General features: G+C 72.5%; 15 protein-coding genes and 1 tRNA gene. 11 read left to right on the top strand and 5 right to left on the bottom strand.

Features of this window, described 5'->3' with window-relative positions:
- Nucleotides 1-222 precede the first annotated feature (222 nt).
- Entirely contained in the window at nucleotides 223-2,466 is a 2,244-nt protein-coding gene (locus ACH01S_RS46390; protein ID WP_083981603.1) for a hypothetical protein, read from the bottom strand.
- 54 nt (nucleotides 2,467-2,520) lie between these two features.
- On the opposite strand from ACH01S_RS46390, the gene ACH01S_RS37950 reads away from it, so the two are divergent.
- From ACH01S_RS37950 to pheA, 3 genes are all read left to right on the top strand, one after another.
- Nucleotides 2,521-3,855: a glycosyltransferase 87 family protein gene (locus ACH01S_RS37950; RefSeq protein WP_246236507.1), complete on the top strand. Its 1,335-nt coding sequence runs from the start codon at nucleotides 2,521-2,523 to the stop codon at nucleotides 3,853-3,855.
- On the top strand, nucleotides 3,855-4,325 hold the full coding sequence (locus tag ACH01S_RS37945; protein ID WP_083981602.1) for a DUF4446 family protein: 471 nt from the start codon (nucleotides 3,855-3,857) through the stop codon (nucleotides 4,323-4,325). Before ACH01S_RS37950 ends, ACH01S_RS37945 begins: the two co-directional genes overlap by 1 nt.
- A gap of 93 nt (nucleotides 4,326-4,418) precedes the next feature.
- Nucleotides 4,419-5,363 (top strand): prephenate dehydratase, encoded by a 945-nt coding sequence (gene pheA, locus ACH01S_RS37940; protein WP_067904033.1) that lies wholly within the window; start codon nucleotides 4,419-4,421, stop codon nucleotides 5,361-5,363.
- 16 nt (nucleotides 5,364-5,379) lie between these two features.
- On the opposite strand, the gene ACH01S_RS37935 is transcribed toward pheA, so the two are convergent.
- Nucleotides 5,380-8,829 carry a glycosyltransferase gene (locus ACH01S_RS37935; protein ID WP_067904030.1) on the bottom strand — a complete coding sequence of 1,150 codons (3,450 nt, stop codon included), beginning with the start codon at nucleotides 8,827-8,829 and terminating at the stop codon, nucleotides 5,380-5,382.
- A gap of 141 nt (nucleotides 8,830-8,970) precedes the next feature.
- Between ACH01S_RS37935 and ACH01S_RS44140 the strand changes: the two genes are divergently transcribed.
- The 3 genes from ACH01S_RS44140 to serS all read left to right on the top strand — a co-directional run bounded on the left by ACH01S_RS44140 (nucleotide 8,971) and on the right by serS (nucleotide 11,297).
- Nucleotides 8,971-9,126, top strand: coding sequence for a hypothetical protein (locus ACH01S_RS44140; RefSeq protein WP_157406355.1), 156 nt, complete (start codon nucleotides 8,971-8,973; stop codon nucleotides 9,124-9,126).
- A 29-nt stretch (nucleotides 9,127-9,155) separates the two neighbouring features.
- On the top strand, nucleotides 9,156-9,962 hold the full coding sequence (locus ACH01S_RS37930) for a class I SAM-dependent methyltransferase (protein ID WP_067904027.1): 807 nt from the start codon (nucleotides 9,156-9,158) through the stop codon (nucleotides 9,960-9,962).
- 75 nt (nucleotides 9,963-10,037) lie between these two features.
- On the top strand, nucleotides 10,038-11,297 hold the full coding sequence (serS, locus tag ACH01S_RS37925; protein WP_067904024.1) for a serine--tRNA ligase: 1,260 nt from the start codon (nucleotides 10,038-10,040) through the stop codon (nucleotides 11,295-11,297).
- A gap of 8 nt (nucleotides 11,298-11,305) precedes the next feature.
- Here the strand turns inward: serS and ACH01S_RS37920 are convergent, their stop codons facing one another.
- The gene (locus ACH01S_RS37920; protein WP_246236506.1) at nucleotides 11,306-12,592 is read right to left on the bottom strand and encodes an IS4 family transposase; all 1,287 of its coding nucleotides are present in this window, start codon (nucleotides 12,590-12,592) and stop codon (nucleotides 11,306-11,308) included.
- A gap of 260 nt (nucleotides 12,593-12,852) precedes the next feature.
- Between ACH01S_RS37920 and ACH01S_RS37915 the strand changes: the two genes are divergently transcribed.
- A complete protein-coding gene (locus ACH01S_RS37915) occupies nucleotides 12,853-13,479 on the top strand; it encodes a pyridoxamine 5'-phosphate oxidase family protein (RefSeq protein WP_067904017.1) in 627 nt (208 codons plus the stop codon).
- Between the two features lie 166 nt (nucleotides 13,480-13,645).
- Complete coding sequence (locus ACH01S_RS37910; protein ID WP_067904014.1) at nucleotides 13,646-14,449, top strand: HAD-IIB family hydrolase; 804 nt, start codon at nucleotides 13,646-13,648, stop codon at nucleotides 14,447-14,449.
- A 97-nt stretch (nucleotides 14,450-14,546) separates the two neighbouring features.
- Here the strand turns inward: ACH01S_RS37910 and ACH01S_RS37905 are convergent, their stop codons facing one another.
- Nucleotides 14,547-15,092 (bottom strand): bacterial proteasome activator family protein, encoded by a 546-nt coding sequence (locus ACH01S_RS37905; protein WP_067904012.1) that lies wholly within the window; start codon nucleotides 15,090-15,092, stop codon nucleotides 14,547-14,549.
- A 13-nt stretch (nucleotides 15,093-15,105) separates the two neighbouring features.
- Entirely contained in the window at nucleotides 15,106-16,065 is a 960-nt protein-coding gene (locus tag ACH01S_RS37900) for an NAD(P)H-quinone oxidoreductase (protein ID WP_067904009.1), read from the bottom strand.
- 217 nt (nucleotides 16,066-16,282) lie between these two features.
- On the opposite strand from ACH01S_RS37900, the gene ACH01S_RS46595 reads away from it, so the two are divergent.
- From ACH01S_RS46595 to ACH01S_RS44135, 3 genes are all read left to right on the top strand, one after another.
- The gene (locus ACH01S_RS46595) at nucleotides 16,283-18,538 is read left to right on the top strand and encodes a MinD/ParA family ATP-binding protein (RefSeq protein ID WP_281289167.1); all 2,256 of its coding nucleotides are present in this window, start codon (nucleotides 16,283-16,285) and stop codon (nucleotides 18,536-18,538) included.
- An 85-nt stretch (nucleotides 18,539-18,623) separates the two neighbouring features.
- Nucleotides 18,624-18,712: transfer RNA gene (locus ACH01S_RS37890), tRNA-Ser, on the top strand.
- 110 nt (nucleotides 18,713-18,822) lie between these two features.
- A complete protein-coding gene (locus tag ACH01S_RS44135; RefSeq protein ID WP_174564940.1) occupies nucleotides 18,823-18,987 on the top strand; it encodes a hypothetical protein in 165 nt (54 codons plus the stop codon).
- The last annotated feature ends 74 nt before the right edge of the window (nucleotides 18,988-19,061 follow it).

The raw sequence follows: 19,061 nt of genomic DNA, 5'->3' as shown, positions 1-19,061 counted from the left end.
CGGCGAGCCGCCGGGTCACGGTCGCGCTCGTCCTCGCCTGGCTGCTCGCCGCCCCCTACGCGCTGCCCTGGTACGACGGGTTCGGCTGGGCGCTGCTGGCGCTGCTGCCGCTGACCGGCGTCGACTGGATCCTGCTCGCGCACACCGCCGCGCTCAGCCTCGCCTACCTGCCCGCGCGCGCGCCCGCCCGCATCGGCCTGCCGGACGACCTGTCCTGGCTGTTCACCGTCGTTCGGCCGACGGTGATCCCGTGGACGCTCGTGGCGATCGTGACGGCGCTGGTGGTCCAGAGTCTTCGTTCCTCAGGTCGATCTCCAGCGCCCGGACGCCCGCGGCGAGCATCAGCGGGGTCGCCAGGCTGAACGCCACCGACAGGATCACGACGCCGGAGTCGTTCACCAGCATCCCGATGACGCCGACCGTCAGCGCGCACAGCAGCGCCGGACGCATCGTCACGCAGTGCTCGTAGGCGCGCTGGAGCAGCGACACCCGCCACCGGTTCGGCCGCGCGAGGACGAAGAACAGGAACCCGATCGCGGCGGCGAGCGGCAGCGTGAACGGCCAGTACCCGAGGCTGTTCAGCATGGCGTTGAACTTGCGGACGATGACGCCCCAGGCGTCGCCGTCCATGAGGTCCTGCCAGAAGCGGCCGAGGTGCGTCGGGTTCGCGCTGCGCGAGTTCACGTAGGAGATCACCAGCACCAGCGCCGCGCCCGCCAGGCAGAACAGGCCGAGCTTGAGCGGGGAGACGCGGCGTCCGGTCACCATCAGGCCGAGCATCGCGAACGCCGGGACCATCGCGAGGACGCCGCCGAAGTCGCTGCCCCACGCGGGCAGCCCGTCGATCGCGACCGCGAACGCGCCGATCGCCGCGATGATGCCGACCGCGACCGTGCGGCGCCCGGCGCGCAGCGGGAACTCCGTCAGCCACGCCGCGGTGAGGATCGCCGCGACGGCGAACAGCGAGAACGCCTGGTTGCCGAAGCCGTAGAAGCGTCCGGCGACGAGCGCCGTGTAGCCCATCAGCGTGTTGAGCTGGAGGCGCGAGCCGGTCATCACGTCCAGCGCGAGGACGAGCGCGGTCACCCCGGTGATCACCAGGCCGGGCGCGAACGCCGAGCGCCGCCACGGACCGGCGAGCGCCACCCCGGTCAGCAGCCCGCTGAACCCGAGGACGGTGCAGATCAGCACGGGCGTCGCGTGCTCGGCCCGCCACCACGGCATCAGCCCGGCGAGGAACGACGCGCCCGGCACCGCGCCGCCGAGCAGCGCGATCACGCGGGTGCCGCCGAGGATCCGGGCCCGGGACCGGCGGTCGCCGCCGAGCCTGCGCAGCACCAGCGCCGCGATCCCGTAGAGGACGAGCTGCGTCGCGAACAGCACCCAGTAGAACGACGTCTGGACGCTGCGGATCGCCTGCGCCGCCACGTCCTGGTCTTCGAGGGACTCCACCCGGTCTTGCGTCGAGTCCTTGGACGGCTGGTCGCGCCAGGCCGACCCGACGGCCTGCTTGGGCTGCCGGACGCCGAGCAGTTTCAGCGTCGTCGCGGTCAGGTCGGTGAGGGTGACGAGGCCGTCCTGCCGGGTGGCGCTGGAGCGCATGTAGCCGGGCCCGTACCCGGCGCCCTTCGCGACGGCGACGCGCAGGTGCGGGTCGACGCCGATGTCGGAGAGGCCCGCGACGAGGACGGTCGTCCCGGCGGGGAGGCCGCCCAGCACCTGCCCGACCCGGCGGTCGGCGGCGGTCGCGGCGGCGGCGCGCTTGTGCTCCGACAGCGGGACCTGCTCGCCCTTCGGGTCGACGCCGGCGTCGATGTAGGCGCGGAAGAGGTCGTCCACGTCGACGGCGGTGAGCGCGCAGCGCGCCCAGTCGGCGGGGGCGGCCTTGTCGGGCGAGGCGAGGTAGTGGTCGACCTGGCCGCTGCCGTTGCCGACCCCGAACACCGCGCCGGGCCCGACCGCCGTGGTGCAGCCGCCCGCCGCGTGGACGGCGTCGCCGAGCAGCCCGATCCGCGCGTGGTAGTTGGTGCCCGCGTTGTCGGCCTTGATGGCGGGCCAGCCCGCCGCGACGGCGCCGCCCTCCGGCGGGACGGCCGGGGACCGCTGGCCGGGCAGGATCGGGGCGGCCGGGAGCGCGCAGTCGCCGTGCGGCAGCCGGGACCGCTGCCCCGCCGACAGCGTCAGCCAGCCGTCGGTTGGGCAGGTGTTCACGCGGGTCGTCCGGACGCTCAGCCCGGCGGTGGAGCCCGCGCCCGCCAGCCCCCACAGCGCGGGCGTCTTCTCCCGGTCGATGTCGCTCCACATCAGCCCGGGGACCCCGATGATCACGACCTGCCCGCCGACCGCGTTCCGCACGGGAGCCGCCTGGGCGGGAGCCGCCTGGGCGCCGGCGGGCCACACGAATCCGGCGAGGACCGCGCCGAGGACGCCTAGGAACATGGCGATCCTGCGCCCCCGCGAAGTCATGGCGCAAAGGCTACAAGAGGCTTTCGACCACTGAGTGGCAATATCCTGCGGGCTGTGGACGGTCCCGAAGCGCGCCGAGCCCTGCCCGGGGCCGGGTTTTCGCACGCGCTCGCGCGGCGCGGGACGTGGGCCCGAGGACTGATCATCTGCGCCGGGATCGCGGTCGCGGCGGTCGCGCTGGCGCCGATCGCGGCGCGCTGGCTCGGCAACCAGCCCGACCAGCGGCTCGTCGACCTGGAGGTGTACCGGGAGGGCGGGCGCGCGGTCCTGCGCGGGGCGCCGCTCTACGACTTCCTGACGCAGCCGCCCCAACTGCTGCCGTTCACGTACCCGCCGTTCGCGGCGGCGCTGGCCGTCCCGTTCACCCTGCTGCCGTGGCGCGCGGCCCAGCTCGTCTGGACGGGCCTCATCTGCGTCGCGCTCGCGATCTCGGTCCGGTACGCGTTCCGCGACCTGATCCGGCGGACCGGGCGCTGGGCGCCGCTCGCCACGGGCGCGCTGGTGGCCGCGATGGCGTGGCTCGACCCCGTCCGCGACCAGTTCCGGTTCGGGCAGGTCGGGCTGTTCCTCCTCGCGATGTGCCTGGCCGACTGCTGCGCCCGCGAGCCGCGCTGGCCGCGCGGCGCCCTCGTCGGGCTCGCCGTCGCGATCAAGCTGGTGCCGGGCGTCTTCCTGATCTACTTCCTGCTCACCGGCCGCCGGGACGCCCTGGTCAACTCCCTGCTCACCGCGGCGGCGGCGACGCTCGGCGGGTTCGCGCTGCTGCCGTCCGACTCGTCCGACTACTGGTTCGGGGCGCTGCTGCAGGGCGGCGACCGGACGGGCGCCGTCGACGGCACCACCAACCAGGCCGTCCAGGGGATCGTCGCGCGGATGCTGCCGGAGGGCCCGGCGCGGACGCTGCTGTGGCTCGCGCTGGCGCTCGTCGTCGCCTACTTCGGGTTCCGGTGGGCGCGGCGCGCGGCGCTGGCGGCCGACCGGCTCCCGGACGGTCCGGGGTCGTCCAGCCTGCTGCTGGCGTCGGTGGCGATCGTCGGGCTGCTGTCGGTCGTGCTGTCCCCAGTGGGATGGATTCATCACCTTGTGTGGATGATCGCGGTTGTCGGTGCTTTGGCCGGTGATGGCCGGGACACGCGAAGATGTCTCTTCGCGGGCGCGGCATGGCTGCTGTTCCTGTTCCCGGTGCCCTGGTGGGGCCGCGAGCTGATCGGCCCGGAACACTCCACGCTGGCGGTTTTCACGGGCCAGGTCGTCCGCGATCTGTTCGGGCTCGCGGCGCTGGCCTCGATCGTCGTCCTCGGGACGTGGCTCGTGAAACGCCTCGAACCGGGGGCTGCTCGGGCAGATCCTTCGCACCCCGAGGTCAGGGTGGGTACGCTCAGCCCGTGATGCTTGTCGCGGTGGCCGTCGCCGGCCTGATCGCGGGGGTGGCGGGACTGTCGATCGCCGTGGTCGCGCACAACCGGGTGAACCAGGTCGTCGACGAGTGCGGGGAAATGCTCAGGCGCCAGCTCCAGCTCGCGAGCGGGTCGGTCGACGAACGCGCGCTGCGCGATCTCGCGATCGTGCACTACGACGCGCTGAAGGAGATGTCCGGGCACCGGTCGTTCTCGCTCGCCCTGATCAACGCGGTCGGGGACGGGGTCGTGGTCAGCTCGATCAACGGGCGCACCGAGACGCGGACCTACGCCAAGGCCGTCCTGGGCGGGAACGCGGTCGAGATGCTCTCGCCCGAGGAGAACCAGGCCCTGCGCGCGGCCCGGCTGGGCAAGGGCCCGATCGTGTCCATGGACGACCCGCTGCCCGACTTCGGCAACGGCAACGGCAACGGCGACCGGACGTCCACCGCCCGCGCCTGAGAAACAGACCGCCCCGCCGGGGACAGTAGACTCGTTTGTCTCACCTCGCCTCAGCTCCCGTCGCGCGAGGCATCCTGAGCCACCGGAGACACCGTGACCGCAGAGAACAGGCCAGCGCGCTACGCCTTCCTGGGTCCGCGGGGCACGTTCACCGAGGCCGCCCTGCTGACCTTCCCGGGCGCGGCGGACGCCGAGCTGGTCCCGTACGCGACGGTGCCCGCCGTCCTGGACGCGCTGCGCCGCGGCGACGCCTACACCGCCGTCGTCGCGCTGGAGAACTCCGTCGAGGGCTCCGTGCCGACCACGCTGGACGAGCTGGCCACCGGCGAGCCGCTCCAGATCGTCGGGGAGATCCACCTGCCGGTGTCGTTCGCGCTGCTCGTCCGGCCGGGGACGGCGCTGGCCGACATCAAGACGGTCGCGTCCCACCCGATCGCGCAGCCGCAGTGCCGCCGCTGGCTCGCGGGGAACGTCCCGGACGCCGAGTGGCGCGCCGCGACGTCCAACGCCGAGGCCGCGCAGCACGTCGCGGACGGCCACTACGACGCGGCCCTCGCCGGGTCGTTCGCCGCGGCCCGGTACGGGCTGTCGGTCCTCGCCGAGGACATCCACGACGTCTCCGACGCCGTCACCCGGTTCGTCGCGCTGCACCGCCCGTGCACCCCGCCCGCCCCCACCGGGATGGACAAGACGACCGTCGTCGCGTTCATCGGCGAAGACCACCCGGGCGCGCTGCTGGAGATCCTCACCGAGTTCTCCGTCCGGGGGATCAACCTGACGCTGATCCAGTCGCGGCCCACGGGCGCGGGGCTCGGCTCCTACCTGTTCTGGATGGACTTCGAGGGCCATGTCGCGGACGCCCGCGTCGGCGAGGCCCTGATGGGGCTGCGGCGGGTCTGCTCCGACGTCCGCTTCGTCGGGTCGTATCCGCGTGCCGACCAGGTTCGTCCGGAGATCCGGCGCGGCACCCACGACGACGACTTCACCGAGGCCGCCGCCTGGCTCGACGCCGTCCGCACGGGCTCGCCGCACTCCTGACCCGCCGCGCCGCGGGTCAGAGTTCGGCTTTGAGGGCCTCGATCGCCATCGACCACGTCCACTTCTCCGCGAGGAGGCGGCGGATCTTCGTCGCGCGGGCGAACGCCGTCTCGGGGTCCTCCAGGACGTGCTGGATCTTGCGGGTCCATTCGTCGGTGTTCTCGGCCTCGCTCTTGTGCATGGGGACGACGATGTGCCGCGCCTCGTCGCCCAGGTGCTCCCACAGGAGGTCGGCGAGCCCGCTCCGGCCGCTGACCAGGACGGGCGTCCCCGCGATGATCGCCTCCACCCCGACCAGCCCGAACCCCTCGGCCCTGGACGGCATCAGGACCAGGTTCGCGGTCTCCAGGTCGGCGGCGAGCCGCTGCTCGTTCGCCGCGTAGACGCGCGGGGTCACCAGCAGCGCCGGATGGTCGGCCCAATCGATGATCTTCTCCCGCAGCTCCTCGGACGAGCCCTCCGGCACCCCGCGGACGATCAGTTCGACCTCGGTCGCGGCCCGGCTCTCCCGCAGCGCCTTGGCGGCCGCGCCGATCGCCCGCGCCGCCAGGTCGACGCCCTTCAGCTCCGCGTCCTCGACGCGTCCGAACAGCAGCACGATGGGCTTTCCCGGCGGGGCCTCGCGCGGGGTCAGGTCCTCGGCGTCGAACCCCGGGTCGAAACGCGCGAGCTGCGCCTTTCCCGGCGAGGACACATAGCGGGCGTAATGCTCGTGGAGGCGCTTGCCCACGGCGAAACCGCGATGGGCGCCGCGGGCGAGGTCCACTTCGAGCCGCTGCCGCGACTCCGCCACCGCGGCGATGTCCTTGCCGTCCTCGCGGCCGGGTTTGAACCAGTCGATCTCCTCCGACGCGACATGGATGAAATGCAGCCGCTTGGCACTCGGGAAACGGTCGGCCTGGGCTTTCGCGGCCGGTCCTGTGACGCGGCCGTGGCCGATGATGACGTCCGGGTCCCCGCCGAGCCCGTCCGGACGCTCCTTCAGCACCTCAAGCTCGGATTCGTACCACTCGTTCTCCATCGGGTTGATGAGTTCGACATTGAGGGCCTTCGCGTTCTTGATGTCCCCCAGCCTCGGGTTGGGCGTCATGCAGAACACGCGCATTCCGGAGCGGGCCAGTGCGGCGCAGAGTTGCCGGTTGAACGTGCTGAGCCCGCCGTGGTTCGACGACCATTCCGTCGCCACGGCCAGGACGACGGGCCTGCGGTCGACGCGCTCTGCGGGAGCCTGGTCCAGGACGCGGGGCCCGTACTGCGGACGCCTGGCGCTCTCCGACGTCCCGGTCACCGACGGCGGGAGGATCGGCGTGATGAACGAGGGGGTCGCCTCGCCCGGAATCGCCACGCGGGTGTCCCATTCCGTCAGCAGCGCCGCCCTGATCTCCTCGGCCCCGGTCGGCGGCCGCGCCGTCCCGAGGTAGATGCCGAGGAAGCGGGACGCCTCCTCCAGCTCCCCGCTCTGCAGCGCGGCGAGCGCCCGCAGCCACGCCTTTCCCTCGCGGAACTCCGACTTGTGCGAGGCGCGCTGGCTGTCGGGGATCCGCGCCCGCTGGAGCACCGCGAGCCCGGCCGCCGGGTTCCCCTCGCCGATCCGGCCGATCGCCTCGTAGATGGGGAAGTGCAGGTACGGCTTGGGGAACGCCGTCCTGCTCTGGCGCGCGAGGTCCGCCGACTCGCGCCACCGGCCCTCGTGCTGGAGCAGCAGGATCTCGGCCAGCCGCGCCTGGTAGTCGAGGACGCCCGAGCCCTTGAGCCAGTCGCGGGTGCGGCGGAGCAGGTCGTCGGACGGCTCGGCCGCCGCGTACAGCACCGCCTGGTCGGCCAGGCGGCGCTGGTCGGCGGGCCGCGACTCCGCGCAGCCCCGGCGCAGTTCCGCGATCGATTCCTCGACCCGTTCCTGCGCGGTGAGGTAAATGCTCAACTGCATGTAGACGGCGAATCTCTGCTCGCCGATGTACGGCTTGTGGGCCAGCGCCTGGCGGCCGATCTCCTCGGCGGCCTCGAAGCCCCTGACCTCCGTCATGAGTTTCATCCACATGACCCACGGGACGGCCGAGCCGGTCCGCCAGCGCTTCGCCGCGCGCTCGGCGTGGGCGAGCGCCAGTTCGCCGTCCGCCGGGTTTCCGGTCTCGCGGAACCGTTCCTGGAGCAGCCGCGCCATGTGGTACTCGACGCCCGGCGCCCCCGGCTCCGCGAGGTATTCGGCGAGCAGGTCGATGCGCGCGTCGCGCTCCCGCGCCGACTCGGGGACGATATGGCGCTTGTCCCCGCCGTAACGCCATTCGATCTCCGCGCGGGCGGCCGCGATGGCGTCGGCCAGTTCCCGTCCCGCGCCCGCCTCCCGCAGATGGAAGAACGCGCCGGAAAGGGCGACGGCCCGCTCCTTGGCGTCGGTCCGCTTGAGCCTCGCCGCGTACCACTGCCCGGCGGCGCGGTGCGCCGAGCGCCACGCCCGCTGGTCCCGGCGCAGGAACGCGTTCTCCGCCTCCCGGACGGCCGGGTGCAACTGGTATCTGGGGGGCCTGTCCTGCGTCGGCTCCATGAGGTAGCGGTAGCGCAGTTCGCGGAGCCGCTTCCGGAAGTCGGTGACCAGGGTCTCGGCCTGCTTCTGCTCGAAACCGGCCGAGAGGACCGACAGCCTGCGCAGGGCCTGGCGCTCGTCGTCCGCGAGCCCTTCGGTGGCCTTGGCCACCAGTCCCCGTTCGATCGTGTCGACGAGTTCGTCCTCGGGGATCCCCTCGGTGGGCGGGCCGAGCAACGGCGGGCCGAGCAACTCGTCCAATGTGTAGCGCCGCAAAAGCGAGCCCAGCAAATGCAGCACGCGGGGATTGCGGCCGAGCCGATTCACCGTCTCCGTTCTGCGGGATTCGGGAAACCTCGCCGCCGCGTCCGCCGTTCTGAGGTGCTCCAGGACGATGCGGACGCCTTCCTCGGCCACGGGGGCGGGCAGTTCGACCGGATGGAACGGCTGGGTCCAGAGGGCGTCGAGATGCTGATTGGACACGAGCCACAGGCCGCCCTCGTTCCCCGGCGCCCGCGCCAGTTCCGCGAGCGCGGACCCGAACGGCTCCCGCGGCCGCTTGTCGGCGTCCAGGAGCCGCTGGAACTCGTCGATCACGACGAGCACCCGCTGCTGCAGCAAATCGCGGACGGCGGCCTTGAATCCGCGGCCCGGCACGATCCGCGGCGCGGCGCCGCCGCCCGCCGGGAGGACGAGCCCGTCCACGAGCAGATCGACGAGTTCCTGCTCCAGGTCGGTCGACCGTTCCGGGACGTCGATGCTCACGACCGGTCGCCCGCATTCCTTCAAATACCGGCTCAGCAGCGGTTTCACGAGTTGGAGGGACTTGCCGACCCCGGAGATCCCGGTGATCACGGCCGCGCCGCGGTGCGCCCACAGTTCGTCGGCGGCTTCCCGCCGTCGGCCGTCCCCAAGATCAAGAATAGCTTCGCCCTCGGATTCCATCACCGTCGTTATACCTCAGGTGACCTGGCGGGACCACAAGAAGGGACGGCGCATAAAGGCACGCCGAACGGCCGCGAAAGAGCAATTCCACGGCTCAGTTCCCGGGCCTTCATCCGGCCCGCGATTCCGGCGCCCGGTACGGTGACCGACCGGAGAGGCCGCGCCGCGCGCCGATCGTCCGCCCCGCTCGCCGCCGTCGACATCGTTCACCAGGATGTGACGCTGCGCGGCCGGGCCCTGTTCCAGCCGGACCGCGAGTCGGCGCCGCGGCCCGCGCCGAACGCGCCCGGTGATTAGGTGGACGTGCGCTGACGTAGGCTGCGCGGGTGGCCGATGACTTCGATCTCTACGAGCGCGAGCTGTGGGCCGGGCGGGCCGCCGCCTACGAGCGGGGGTTCGCCCGGCTGACCCGCCACCTGATCGACCCGCTGCTGGACGCCGCGGGCGTCGCGGCCGGGACGCGGTTCCTCGAAGTCGGAACGGGTCCCGGCTTCGTTTCCCGGGAGGCGGTCCGGCGCGGCGCGGAGGCGACCGCGCTCGACGCCGACCCGGACATGGCCGAGACGGCCCGCCGGAACGTCCCCGGACTGGACGTGCGCGTCGCCGTCCTGCCCGACGTGCCGTTCGACGACGGGACGTTCGACGCGGTCGCGGGCAACTTCGTCATCAACCACGTGGGCTCGCCCGGCGCGGCGCTCGCCGAGCTGCGGCGGGTGCTGCGGCCCGGCGGGCGGCTCGCGCTGAGCTGCTGGGTGATGCCGGGCAGCGGCGCGCTCGGGATCGTCCGGGAGGCGCTCGAGGAGGCGGGCGTGCCCGTCCCCGCCGACATCCCCGACCCGCCGTTCATGGAGTACGGCGAGGTCACGGCGTTCCGGCGGCTGGTCGCGGCGGCGGGGTTCGCGGGCGTCGCCGTCGAGGAGGTGACCTGGGAGCACGTCGTCGACCCGGAGGAGTGGTGGGAGACGGGCGCGCTGTCCAGGGTCGGCACGAACGGCGTCATCGTCGGACGGCAGGACGCGCCCACCGTCCAGCGCGTCAAGGACGCCTACGACCGCATCGTGTCCGGCTACGCGGCGGCGGACGGGAAGGTCGCGCTGCCCGCCCACGCGCTGCTGGCCAGCGGCTCCCGCTGAGCGCGCCGCGCCGGGCGGCGCGCGGACGCGATACACCCGCGCGGCGGGCCGCCTCCAGCCGGTAGCCTCGCATCTGTGATCGACCTTCGCGCTCTTCGAGAGGACCCTGACCGGCTGCGCGCGTCCCAGCGCGCCCGCGGCGCGGACGACGCCGTCGTCGACCGCCTGCTCGACCTCGACGGGAGGCGCCGCTCGGCGCTGACCTCGTTCGAGCGGCTGCGCTCGGAGCAGAAGAGTTTCGGCAAGTCGGTGTCGAAGGCGCAGGGCGAGGAGCGGCAGCAGTTGCTGACGCGCGCCAAGGAGCTGGCGCAGCAGGTCAAGGACGCCGAGGCCGAGGCCGACCGGCTCGGCGACGAGCTCGACGCGGTCCTGAAGGACGTCCCGAACCTCATCGAGGACGGCGCCCCGCCCGGCGGCGAACAGGACTACGTCGTCCTGGAGCACGTCGGCGAGCCGCCCGAGTTCGACTTCGAGCCGAAGGACCACCTGGAGCTCGGCGAGAGCCTCGGCGCGATCGACATGGAGCGCGGCGCGAAGGTGTCCGGCGCGCGGTTCTACTACCTGACGGGCGTCGGCGCGCGGCTCCAGTACGCGCTGCTCAACCTGGCGGTCGAGCAGGCCGTCGCGGCCGGGTTCGTGCCGATGTACCCGCCCGTCCTCGTGAAGCCGGAGGCGATGGAGGGCACCGGGTTCCTCGGCGCGCACGCCGCCGAGGTCTACCAGCTTCCGCAGGACGAGCTGTACCTCGTCGGCACCTCGGAGGTCCCGCTCGCCGCCTACCACATGGACGAGATCCTCGACGGGCTGCCGCGGCGGTACGCGGCGTGGTCGTCCTGCTTCCGCCGCGAGGCGGGCTCCTACGGCAAGGACACGCGCGGCATCATCCGCGTCCACCAGTTCGACAAGGTGGAGATGTTCTCCTACTGCGAGCCGGAGGACGCGCACGCCGAGCACCTGCGGCTGCTGGAGTGGGAGAAGGAGATGCTCGCCAAGGTCGAGATCCCGTACCGGGTGATCGACGTGGCGGCGGGCGACCTCGGCGCCAGCGCGGCCCGCAAGTACGACTGCGAGGCGTGGGTGCCGTCGCAGCGCACGTACCGCGAGGTGACGTCCACGTCCAACTGCACCGAGTTCCAGGCCCGGCGCCTGTCGGTGCGGTACCGGGACGAGGCGGGCAAGAGCCGCCCGGTCGCGACGCTGAACGGGACGCTGGCCACCACCCGCTGGATGGTCTCGATCCTGGAGAACCACCAGCGGGCCGACGGGACGGTCCGCGTCCCCGAGGCGCTGCGCAAGTTCATCGGGCTGGACGTCCTGGAGCCGGTCAAGGGCTGACCGTTGACTTAGCGGTCGGCGGGGGCCGCCGCCCAGGTCAGCGGGCGATGATCTCCCTGTGGCGGATACGCGCGTGCCGGGCCGGGTGCGCCGCCGCCGCCGACCGGTGTCCGGATGAGGAGGCTCGGTGCGGGCCGACGCCGGTCGGTGAGGCTCCGCCGGGCGGCGCGCAGCGCGGCGGTGAAGCTGAGCCGGCCGGGATCCAGCGGCTCGCTGCGGTTCACGGCCGTGCCGTGCATCAGGACGCGCAGGCCGGTGTAGACGGCCAGGTGCGCGTACGTCTCCTGGAACACGAGCTCGGGCGTCTTGCTGGCCAGCACGGTGTCGGCGCCGATCTGGGTGGTCTTCAGCTCGGCGAGCGGGTCCTCCGCCTCCGCCCGTTCGCCGTACAGGGCGACCAGGTCGGCGGCGGGCGCGGCGTGCGGGTCGATCAGCGTGGTGACGAGCCGGCAGCGTTCGGCGCCGCCCCTGCCGGGGGCGTCGCGGGCGTATTCCACCACCCTGGCCCGCGCGTCCTGGCGCGGCCAGGCGTCGCGGCCGAACTCCCCGTGGACGGTGGAGAGCCACGATCCGTCCGGCAGGGTCTCCTCGACGGGCGGCCTCCAGTTCTTCGGGACGCGCCAGAGCAGTTCCGCGCCCGAGTCCGCCAGCCTGCGCCACAGGTGCGCGCAGGGGAGGTCGCGGTCCGCGAGGACCAGCATCGCCGGGCCGAGCGAGGTGGCCAGCCGTTCGGCGAGCACACGCTCCTTGACGCGGTGGGAGTCGACCGCCGCGTCGCAGACCACGTTGCTGCCCGACTCGACCAGCGCCACCAGCCGCGCCAGCGGGCCTCCGGGCGGTCTCTCCCCCCGCTGGGCGCGCGGCCCGCCGAGTCCGGTCTGGTTGGCCGGGCTGTCGGCGGCCTGGAGCGTCGTCCCGGCGAGCGCCATGACGCGCAGCCCGCGCCAGAACGCGCCGGGCGTCCGCTCGTCGGCCACCGCGCTCCCCGCGTGCACCAGCAGTTCATGGAACGGCTCTATACCCAGCTTGCACCGCGCCCTAAATATCGCGGCCTTGTCCGGTACCCGCCAATTATCCCAGCCATTACCGGTTCCGGGCACGGCGACCAGCGTACGCAGGACGCGCTGATAAGACTGCGGGTACAACAACGCGCGGGCAAGCAGGAAATAGACCATCAACCCGGGCGACAGCAGTCGCCGCCGCACCTCTCGATCCTGGGTTTTGGCCAAAACCGCTTCCACCAGATCTTGCGGAAACACACCGTCCAGGTCACCCAGCGTGACCACGTCAAGCATTTGATCGACCATGCCGGACACCGTCCTCGGGCACCCCGTACGCCCTCCCCGCCGACGGTATATCAACTTCTTTGCCGGATGTGGGTCATGGCCAAAGTCAACGATATTGGCCGAGGTACTTCCGGGATACCCCTTCCTTTGCGGTGAAGCCTGTGGTGCACTCGGAATCGCCGAATGAAGCGGCTTCTCGACCCCGCGGGACGGAAGGGGATCACGTCGATGATGATGAGGTCGAGCCTGGCAGGGCAGGGGCGCCGGCGATGACGACGGAGTACTCGGTGTGTCCGGGAACCGATGGTGAACGCGCTCTCCAGCGGCGGCTCGGGACGACCGACCGCGCCATTCGATTCCACCACAAGCAAATGCTGGACCATCTCAACTCGCACATGCGGGCCTACCTCCGGCGGCAGGAGATGTTCTTCGTCGCGACCGCCGACCGGAACGGAGAATGCGACAGCTCTTTTCGGGCCGGGCCGCCCGGCGTCCTGTTCGTCGCGGACGAACGAACGGTCCTGTACCCGGAGTACCGGGGAAACGGCGTGTTCGCGAGCCTCGGCAACATTGAAGAGAACCCGCATGTGGGAATACTCGTCATCGACTTCGAACGCGCCCGCATCGGGCTCCACATCAATGGCGGGGCCGAGATTCTGGAGAGCGCCGCGGCGCGGGCCATGTGGCCCGACCTGCCGGTGGAGCAGACACCCGGGCAGCGCGCGCAGGTATGGGTGAAGGTGTCGGTGGAAGAGGCCTACATCCACTGCGCCAAGCACATTCCGCATATGCGGAAGGTCTCGCGGGAAGAGGCCCGCTCCTGGGGCACCGACGACTTCCGGCGCAAGGGCGGCGACTTCTTCCACGTCGCCGAGGAACGGGCGAAGAGCGACTGATCCGCTCTGCCCGGCGACCATGGCCCGCTCCGCGCGGAGCCGCCCGCGCGCCGGTCGCGCGGGGAGCCGTTGGGCGGGATGGGGGTGATGTCGGAGAGCGCACGTTTTGCCACCTTGCAGGGCCCCCGGGGGTCAAAGTGGCGGCGGATGCAATACAAAGGGGGACATGAGCCAGCCCTCGCCGCGTGTGATCGCCACTGACCTCGACGGGACGGTCGTGCGCTCCGATGGAACGATCTCGGCCCGGACCGCCGCCGCCCTCGCCCGCGTCGAGCGGGCCGGGGCGATGCTCGTCATGGTCACCGGCCGGCCGCCGCGCTGGATGGCCGACGTCGCGACGGCCGCGGGCCACCACGGCGTCGCCATCTGCGCGAACGGCGCCGTCCTGTACGACCTGCACACCGAGACCGTCCTGGAGACGCGGGAGATCGAGCCCGCGGTGATCGCCGAGGCGGTCGGGCGGCTCCGCGCCGTCGCGCCGGGCCTGCGGTTCGCGGTGGAGCACCCGACCGGGTTCGTGTTCGAGTCCACCTACAACCTGGAACGGCTGGACGTCGAGGCCCTCGGCGGCCGTTCGGTGGACCCGGCCGACCTCGCCCACCGCAGCGGCACCAAACTGCTCGCCTTCGACCCGAACGGCGACCCCGACGTGCTGACCGCGACGGCGGTGGAGGCGGTCGGCGACCTCGTGACGGTGACGCACTCGTCCAAGCGGGCCCTGCTGGAGATGAGCGCGCACGGCGTGACGAAGGCGAGCGCGCTCGCCGCGCTGTGCGCCGAGCACGGGTTCGGGCCCGCGGACGTGACGGCCTTCGGCGACATGCCGAACGACCTGCCGATGCTCACCTGGGCGGGCGTCTCGTACGGGGTGGCGAACGCGCACCCGCTGGTGCTGGCGGCCGTCACGCACAAGACGTCCGCGAACGACGACGACGGGGTCGCCGAGGTCCTCGAACGCCTCTACCCGTGAGAAGCGGCCGCGCCCCTCGCCGAGGGGCGCGGCCGCTTCTTCGAGTCGTCCTACCGGGGGCCTGCGGGGCCTATCTGCGGGTCCTACTAGCGGGGGCTTACAGGTAGGGGCCGGACGCGCGGTGGCCGGGGCCCTCCTCGTCGGCGGTCGGGGGCACCATCCCGGCGGGCAGGGCGCGGCGCATCTGCTCCAACTGCGCGCGGGCCGCCATCTGCTGGGCGAACAGGGTCGTCTGGATGCCGTGGAACAGGCCCTCCAGCCAGCCGACGAGCTGGGCCTGCGCGATCCGCAGCTCGCTCTCGCTCGGCACGACGCCCTCGGTGAACGGCAGCGACAGCCGCTCCAGCTCCTCGACCAGCTCGGGCGCGAGACCGTCCTCAAGCTCCTTGATGGACGACTTGTGGATCTCGCGCAGGCGGGCGCGGCTCGCCTCGTCCAGGGGGGCGGCCTTGACCTCCTCCAGCAACTGCCGGATCATCCCGCCGATCCGCATCACCTTCGCGGGCTGCTCCACCATGTCGGTGACGGACTTGCCCTCGGACTCGCCCCCGCCGCCCTCGACGGCGATGCCGTTCGGGCCGACGACGAGCACCTGCGGCTCCTGTTCTGACTGGTTCTTCGAGTTCTTCGAAGGCTCGCTCATAAACTCCACATCCTCACACGGTCAGCAGGATCTTGCCGACGTGAACGCTGTCTTCGAGCGCCCGGTGCGCGGCCGCCGCGTCGGCCATCGGGACCCGGCGGTCGACGACCGTCCGGATCCGTCCGGCCTCCAGCAGCGGCCACACGTGCTCGCGGACGCCCGCCACGATCGCCGCCTTCTCGTCCGCCGGACGGGCCCGCAGCGTCGTCGCGTGGACGGCCGCGCGCTTGCCCAGCAGCTTGCCGATGTCCAGCTCCGCCCGCGCGCCGCCCTGCAGCCCGATCACCATGAGACGGCCGCCCACGGCGAGCGCGTCCACGTTGCGGGCGAGGTACTTCGCGCCGATCAGGTCGAGGATCACGTCGTAGGGGCCGTGCTCGACGAAGTCGTCCTCGCGGTAGTTGACGGCGACGTCCGCGCCGAGTTCGCGGCAGCGGGCCGCCTTCTCGGCGCTGCCCACGGTCGTCACGACGCGGGCGCCGCGCGCCTTGGCGAGCTGGATCGCGAACGTGCCGATGCCGCTGCCGCCGCCGTGCGCGAGCAGGGTCTCCCCCGCGCGCAGCCCGCCGAGCTGGAAGACGTTCGACCACACCGTGCAGGCGACCTCGGGCAGCCCGGCCGCCTCGACGAGATCGACGCCGCGCGGCACCGGGAGGACCTGCCCGGCGGGTACCGCGACCTTCTCGGCGTATCCGCCGCCGCTGAGCAGCGCGCACACCTCGTCGCCGACGCTCAGCCCGGACGCCACGCCGGGGCCCAGCTCGGCGACGCGTCCGGACACCTCAAGGCCCGGGTACGGGGGAGCGCCCTCCGGGGGCGGGTAGAAGCCCTTGCGCTGCATGACGTCCGCGCGGTTGACGGCGCTCGCGGCGACGTCGATCAGCACCTCGTCCGGCCCCGGTGCCGGGTCGGGGACCTCCGTCCACGTCAGGACGTCGGCGTCGCCCGGCTCGCGGATCACGATCGCATGCATACCGGCCACGCTACCGGGCGTCCGGAACGGTCTTACGGCCCGGCGGACGCGACGCCCGCCTAGGGGACGCCCGGGGGACGCCGGGGGACCGCTACGCGGGGTCAACGTCGATCTGCGCGGTGGATGCGTGGTATTGGCACACGGGTATCCTGCCTTGGGGCCATTCGCCCACCTGCACCGTGTTGATCATCAGAGGCGTGCCCGAGGGGGAAGAACGGTGGCGAGGAACGAGCACGACGGGCGTTCCCTGGAGGAGCGGCTGGCCTCACTCGACGCGATGAGCGGTGACAGCGCCGGGCCGTCCGCTCCCGAGGGCGACCGGCCGCCGGAGGCGCAGTCCCCGTCGCAGGCTCCCCCGCAGGTTCCTCCCCAGGTCCCGCAGCAGGCACCCGCCGAGCAGGAGAACGCGCCGCCGCCGCTGCCGCTGCCGCCACCGCCGGGCGAGAGCGGCCCGCCGTCGCCGCCGAGCGATCCGGGCGGCAACCCGTGGCTCTCCGCGCCGCCCGCGTTCCAGCAGGCCCCGGAGGGCTACCCGCCGGAGAACTTCGGGCCGCCGCAGCCCCCGCCCTACGACGGCGGCCCCATGCCGCAGCCGTTCGACGGCGGAATGCTGCCTCCGCCCTACCCGGGCGCGGGCGGCTTCCAGGGGTACGACCCGGCGCAGGTCCCGCAGCCGCCCTACCCGCCGCAGCAGTCGCCGTACGACGCCAACGGCAACACCGCTCCTCCGCTCGAACAGCTCCCGCCCTACGCGTCCGACCAGTTCGGTTCGCGGGACGCCGAGGCGACCCCCCAGCCGTACGAGCAGGACCCGGAAGCCACCTCGTTCCAGCAGTTCCCGCCCATCGACCCGAACGCGGGCCCGCCGCAGCCCTCCCCGCCCGCCGACCCGAACACCGGTCAGCCGCAGTTCCCGCCCGGCGACCCCAACGCGGGCCAGCCCCAGTTCCCCCCGATGGACCCGAACGCGGGCCAACCGCAGTTCCCGCCCGGCGACCCGAACGCGGGTCAACCGCAGTTCCCGCCGGGCGATCCGAACACCGGTCAGCCGCAGTTCCCGCAGCCCGCCGACCCGAACGCCGGGCAGGCGTACCAGCAGCAGGACCCCAACGCGGGCATGCAGCCGTACCCGTACGCCGACCCCGCCACCGGTCGGCCCTATCCGCCCGCCGACCCCAACACGGGTCAGCTCTACCAGCAGCAGGACCCGAACTCCGCGGCCGCCCAGCAGCAGGCGTTCCCGCCGATGCTCGACCCGTCCGCGCCCCCGCCCTATCAGCAGGACTACCAGCAGGACCCCAACGCCGCCCCGCAGCAGCAGTACGCCACCCCGATCGACCCCAACACCGGTCGGCCCTACCAGCAGGACCCGAACGCCGCGGCGCAGCAGTACGCCCCCCAGATCGACCCCAACACGGGGCAGGCGTACCAGCCCGTCGCCCCGAACCCCGGGCAGCCGCCGCAGGGTTACGGGTATCCGCAGCCGCAGGGCCACCCCGGCCAGGCGCCGCAGCAGCCGCCGATGGACCCGCAGAACGCCGACAGCCTCAGCTCGGAGAACCTGCTCGGCGAGCGCCGCATCGCGCCGTCCTCGGGTTGGCGGCGCGCCGTCTACAAGGCGACGGCGGGCAACATCCACCCCGGCGAGTCGCAGGGCGACCTGCGCCGCAAGGACCTGATCGCGCGGGCCCGCACCGCCGTGGCGGGCGGCCACCACCGCGTCGCCGTCATGTCGCTGAAGGGCGGCGTCGGCAAGACGACCACGACGACCGGGCTCGGCTCGATGCTGGGCTCGCTGCGCGGCGACACCGTCATCGCCGTCGACGCGAACCCCGACCGCGGGACGCTCTCCGACAAGGTCAAGCTGGAGACCGCCGCCACCGTCCGCGACCTGCTGAACAACCGGGACAACATCCACCGGTACGCCGACGTCCGCGCGTTCACGTCGCAGAACAACGCGCGGCTCGAAGTGCTCGCGTCCGACCGCGACCCGGCGGTCAGCGAGGCGTTCAGCGCGGACGACTACGCCGCCGTCGCCGTCGTCCTGGAGCAGTACTACTCGATCTGCATCACCGACTGCGGGACGGGCCTCCTGCACTCCGCGATGGCGGGCGTGCTGAGCCTCGCCGACCAGCTCGTCCTGGTCAGCTCCCCGTCCGTGGACGGCGCCCGCAGCGCGAGCGCCACCCTGGACTGGCTGGAGGCGCACGACCACGGGCACCTCGTCCGCAACGGCGTGGTGGTGCTGTCGATGGTCCGCAACCGCACCCGCAGCCAGGTCGACCTGGACAAGCTCCAGGCGCACTTCGAGAGCCGCTGCCGCGCGGTCGTCCGCATCCCCTACGACGACCACCTGGAAGAGGGCGCGGAGGTCGACCTAGAGCAGCTCGCCCCCGCGACCCGCGAGGCGTACCTGACCCTGGCCGCCGTGGTCGGTGACGGATTCGCGTATCAGCGTCCCGCGTCGTCCTGAGTCGCGGCGGTCGAGGACGGCCCAAGCCGCGTTATGCGGTCGAACCCACCGCGCCATGCCCGCTATCGTTGGCGATGGCCACCTGGGAGAGTTCGCATAGTGGACTAGTGCAGGCGCCTTGAAAGCGCCCAGGGCTGGGGACAGTCCTCGTGGGTTCGAATCCCACACTCTCCGCTCCGACTCCGCCCGAACGCCGGGGGCGGTGCCGTCCGGACGCCGGGGGCGGTATGTCCGCCTCGCAAACCGCCCGTCTCGGACGAATGCCATCCGTTACCCTCGTCCGCATGTCAGAGACGCCCCAAGATCCGGCCGGTACCACGCACCAGTTCCAGAACTTCGCCAACCAGGCCCAGCCGCAGAAGTCCGGGCCGAACGTGGCGGTCATCGTCGGCGTCGCCGCCGTGGTGGCCGTCGTCGTGATCCTCGTCGTCGCGCTGGTCGCCCTCTAGCGACCGGTTCGGTCGTACGCGGTCGGCGTCCCGGGCCGCCCGCGTCACGGGCCGCCGCGCCCGGCCCCGGCCCC

The sequence above is a fragment of the Actinomadura chibensis NBRC 106107 genome, assembly GCF_001552135.1.
Classification (GTDB): Bacteria; Actinomycetota; Actinomycetes; order Streptosporangiales; family Streptosporangiaceae; genus Spirillospora; species Spirillospora chibensis.
This window is presented reverse-complemented; position numbering and strand designations above follow the sequence as displayed.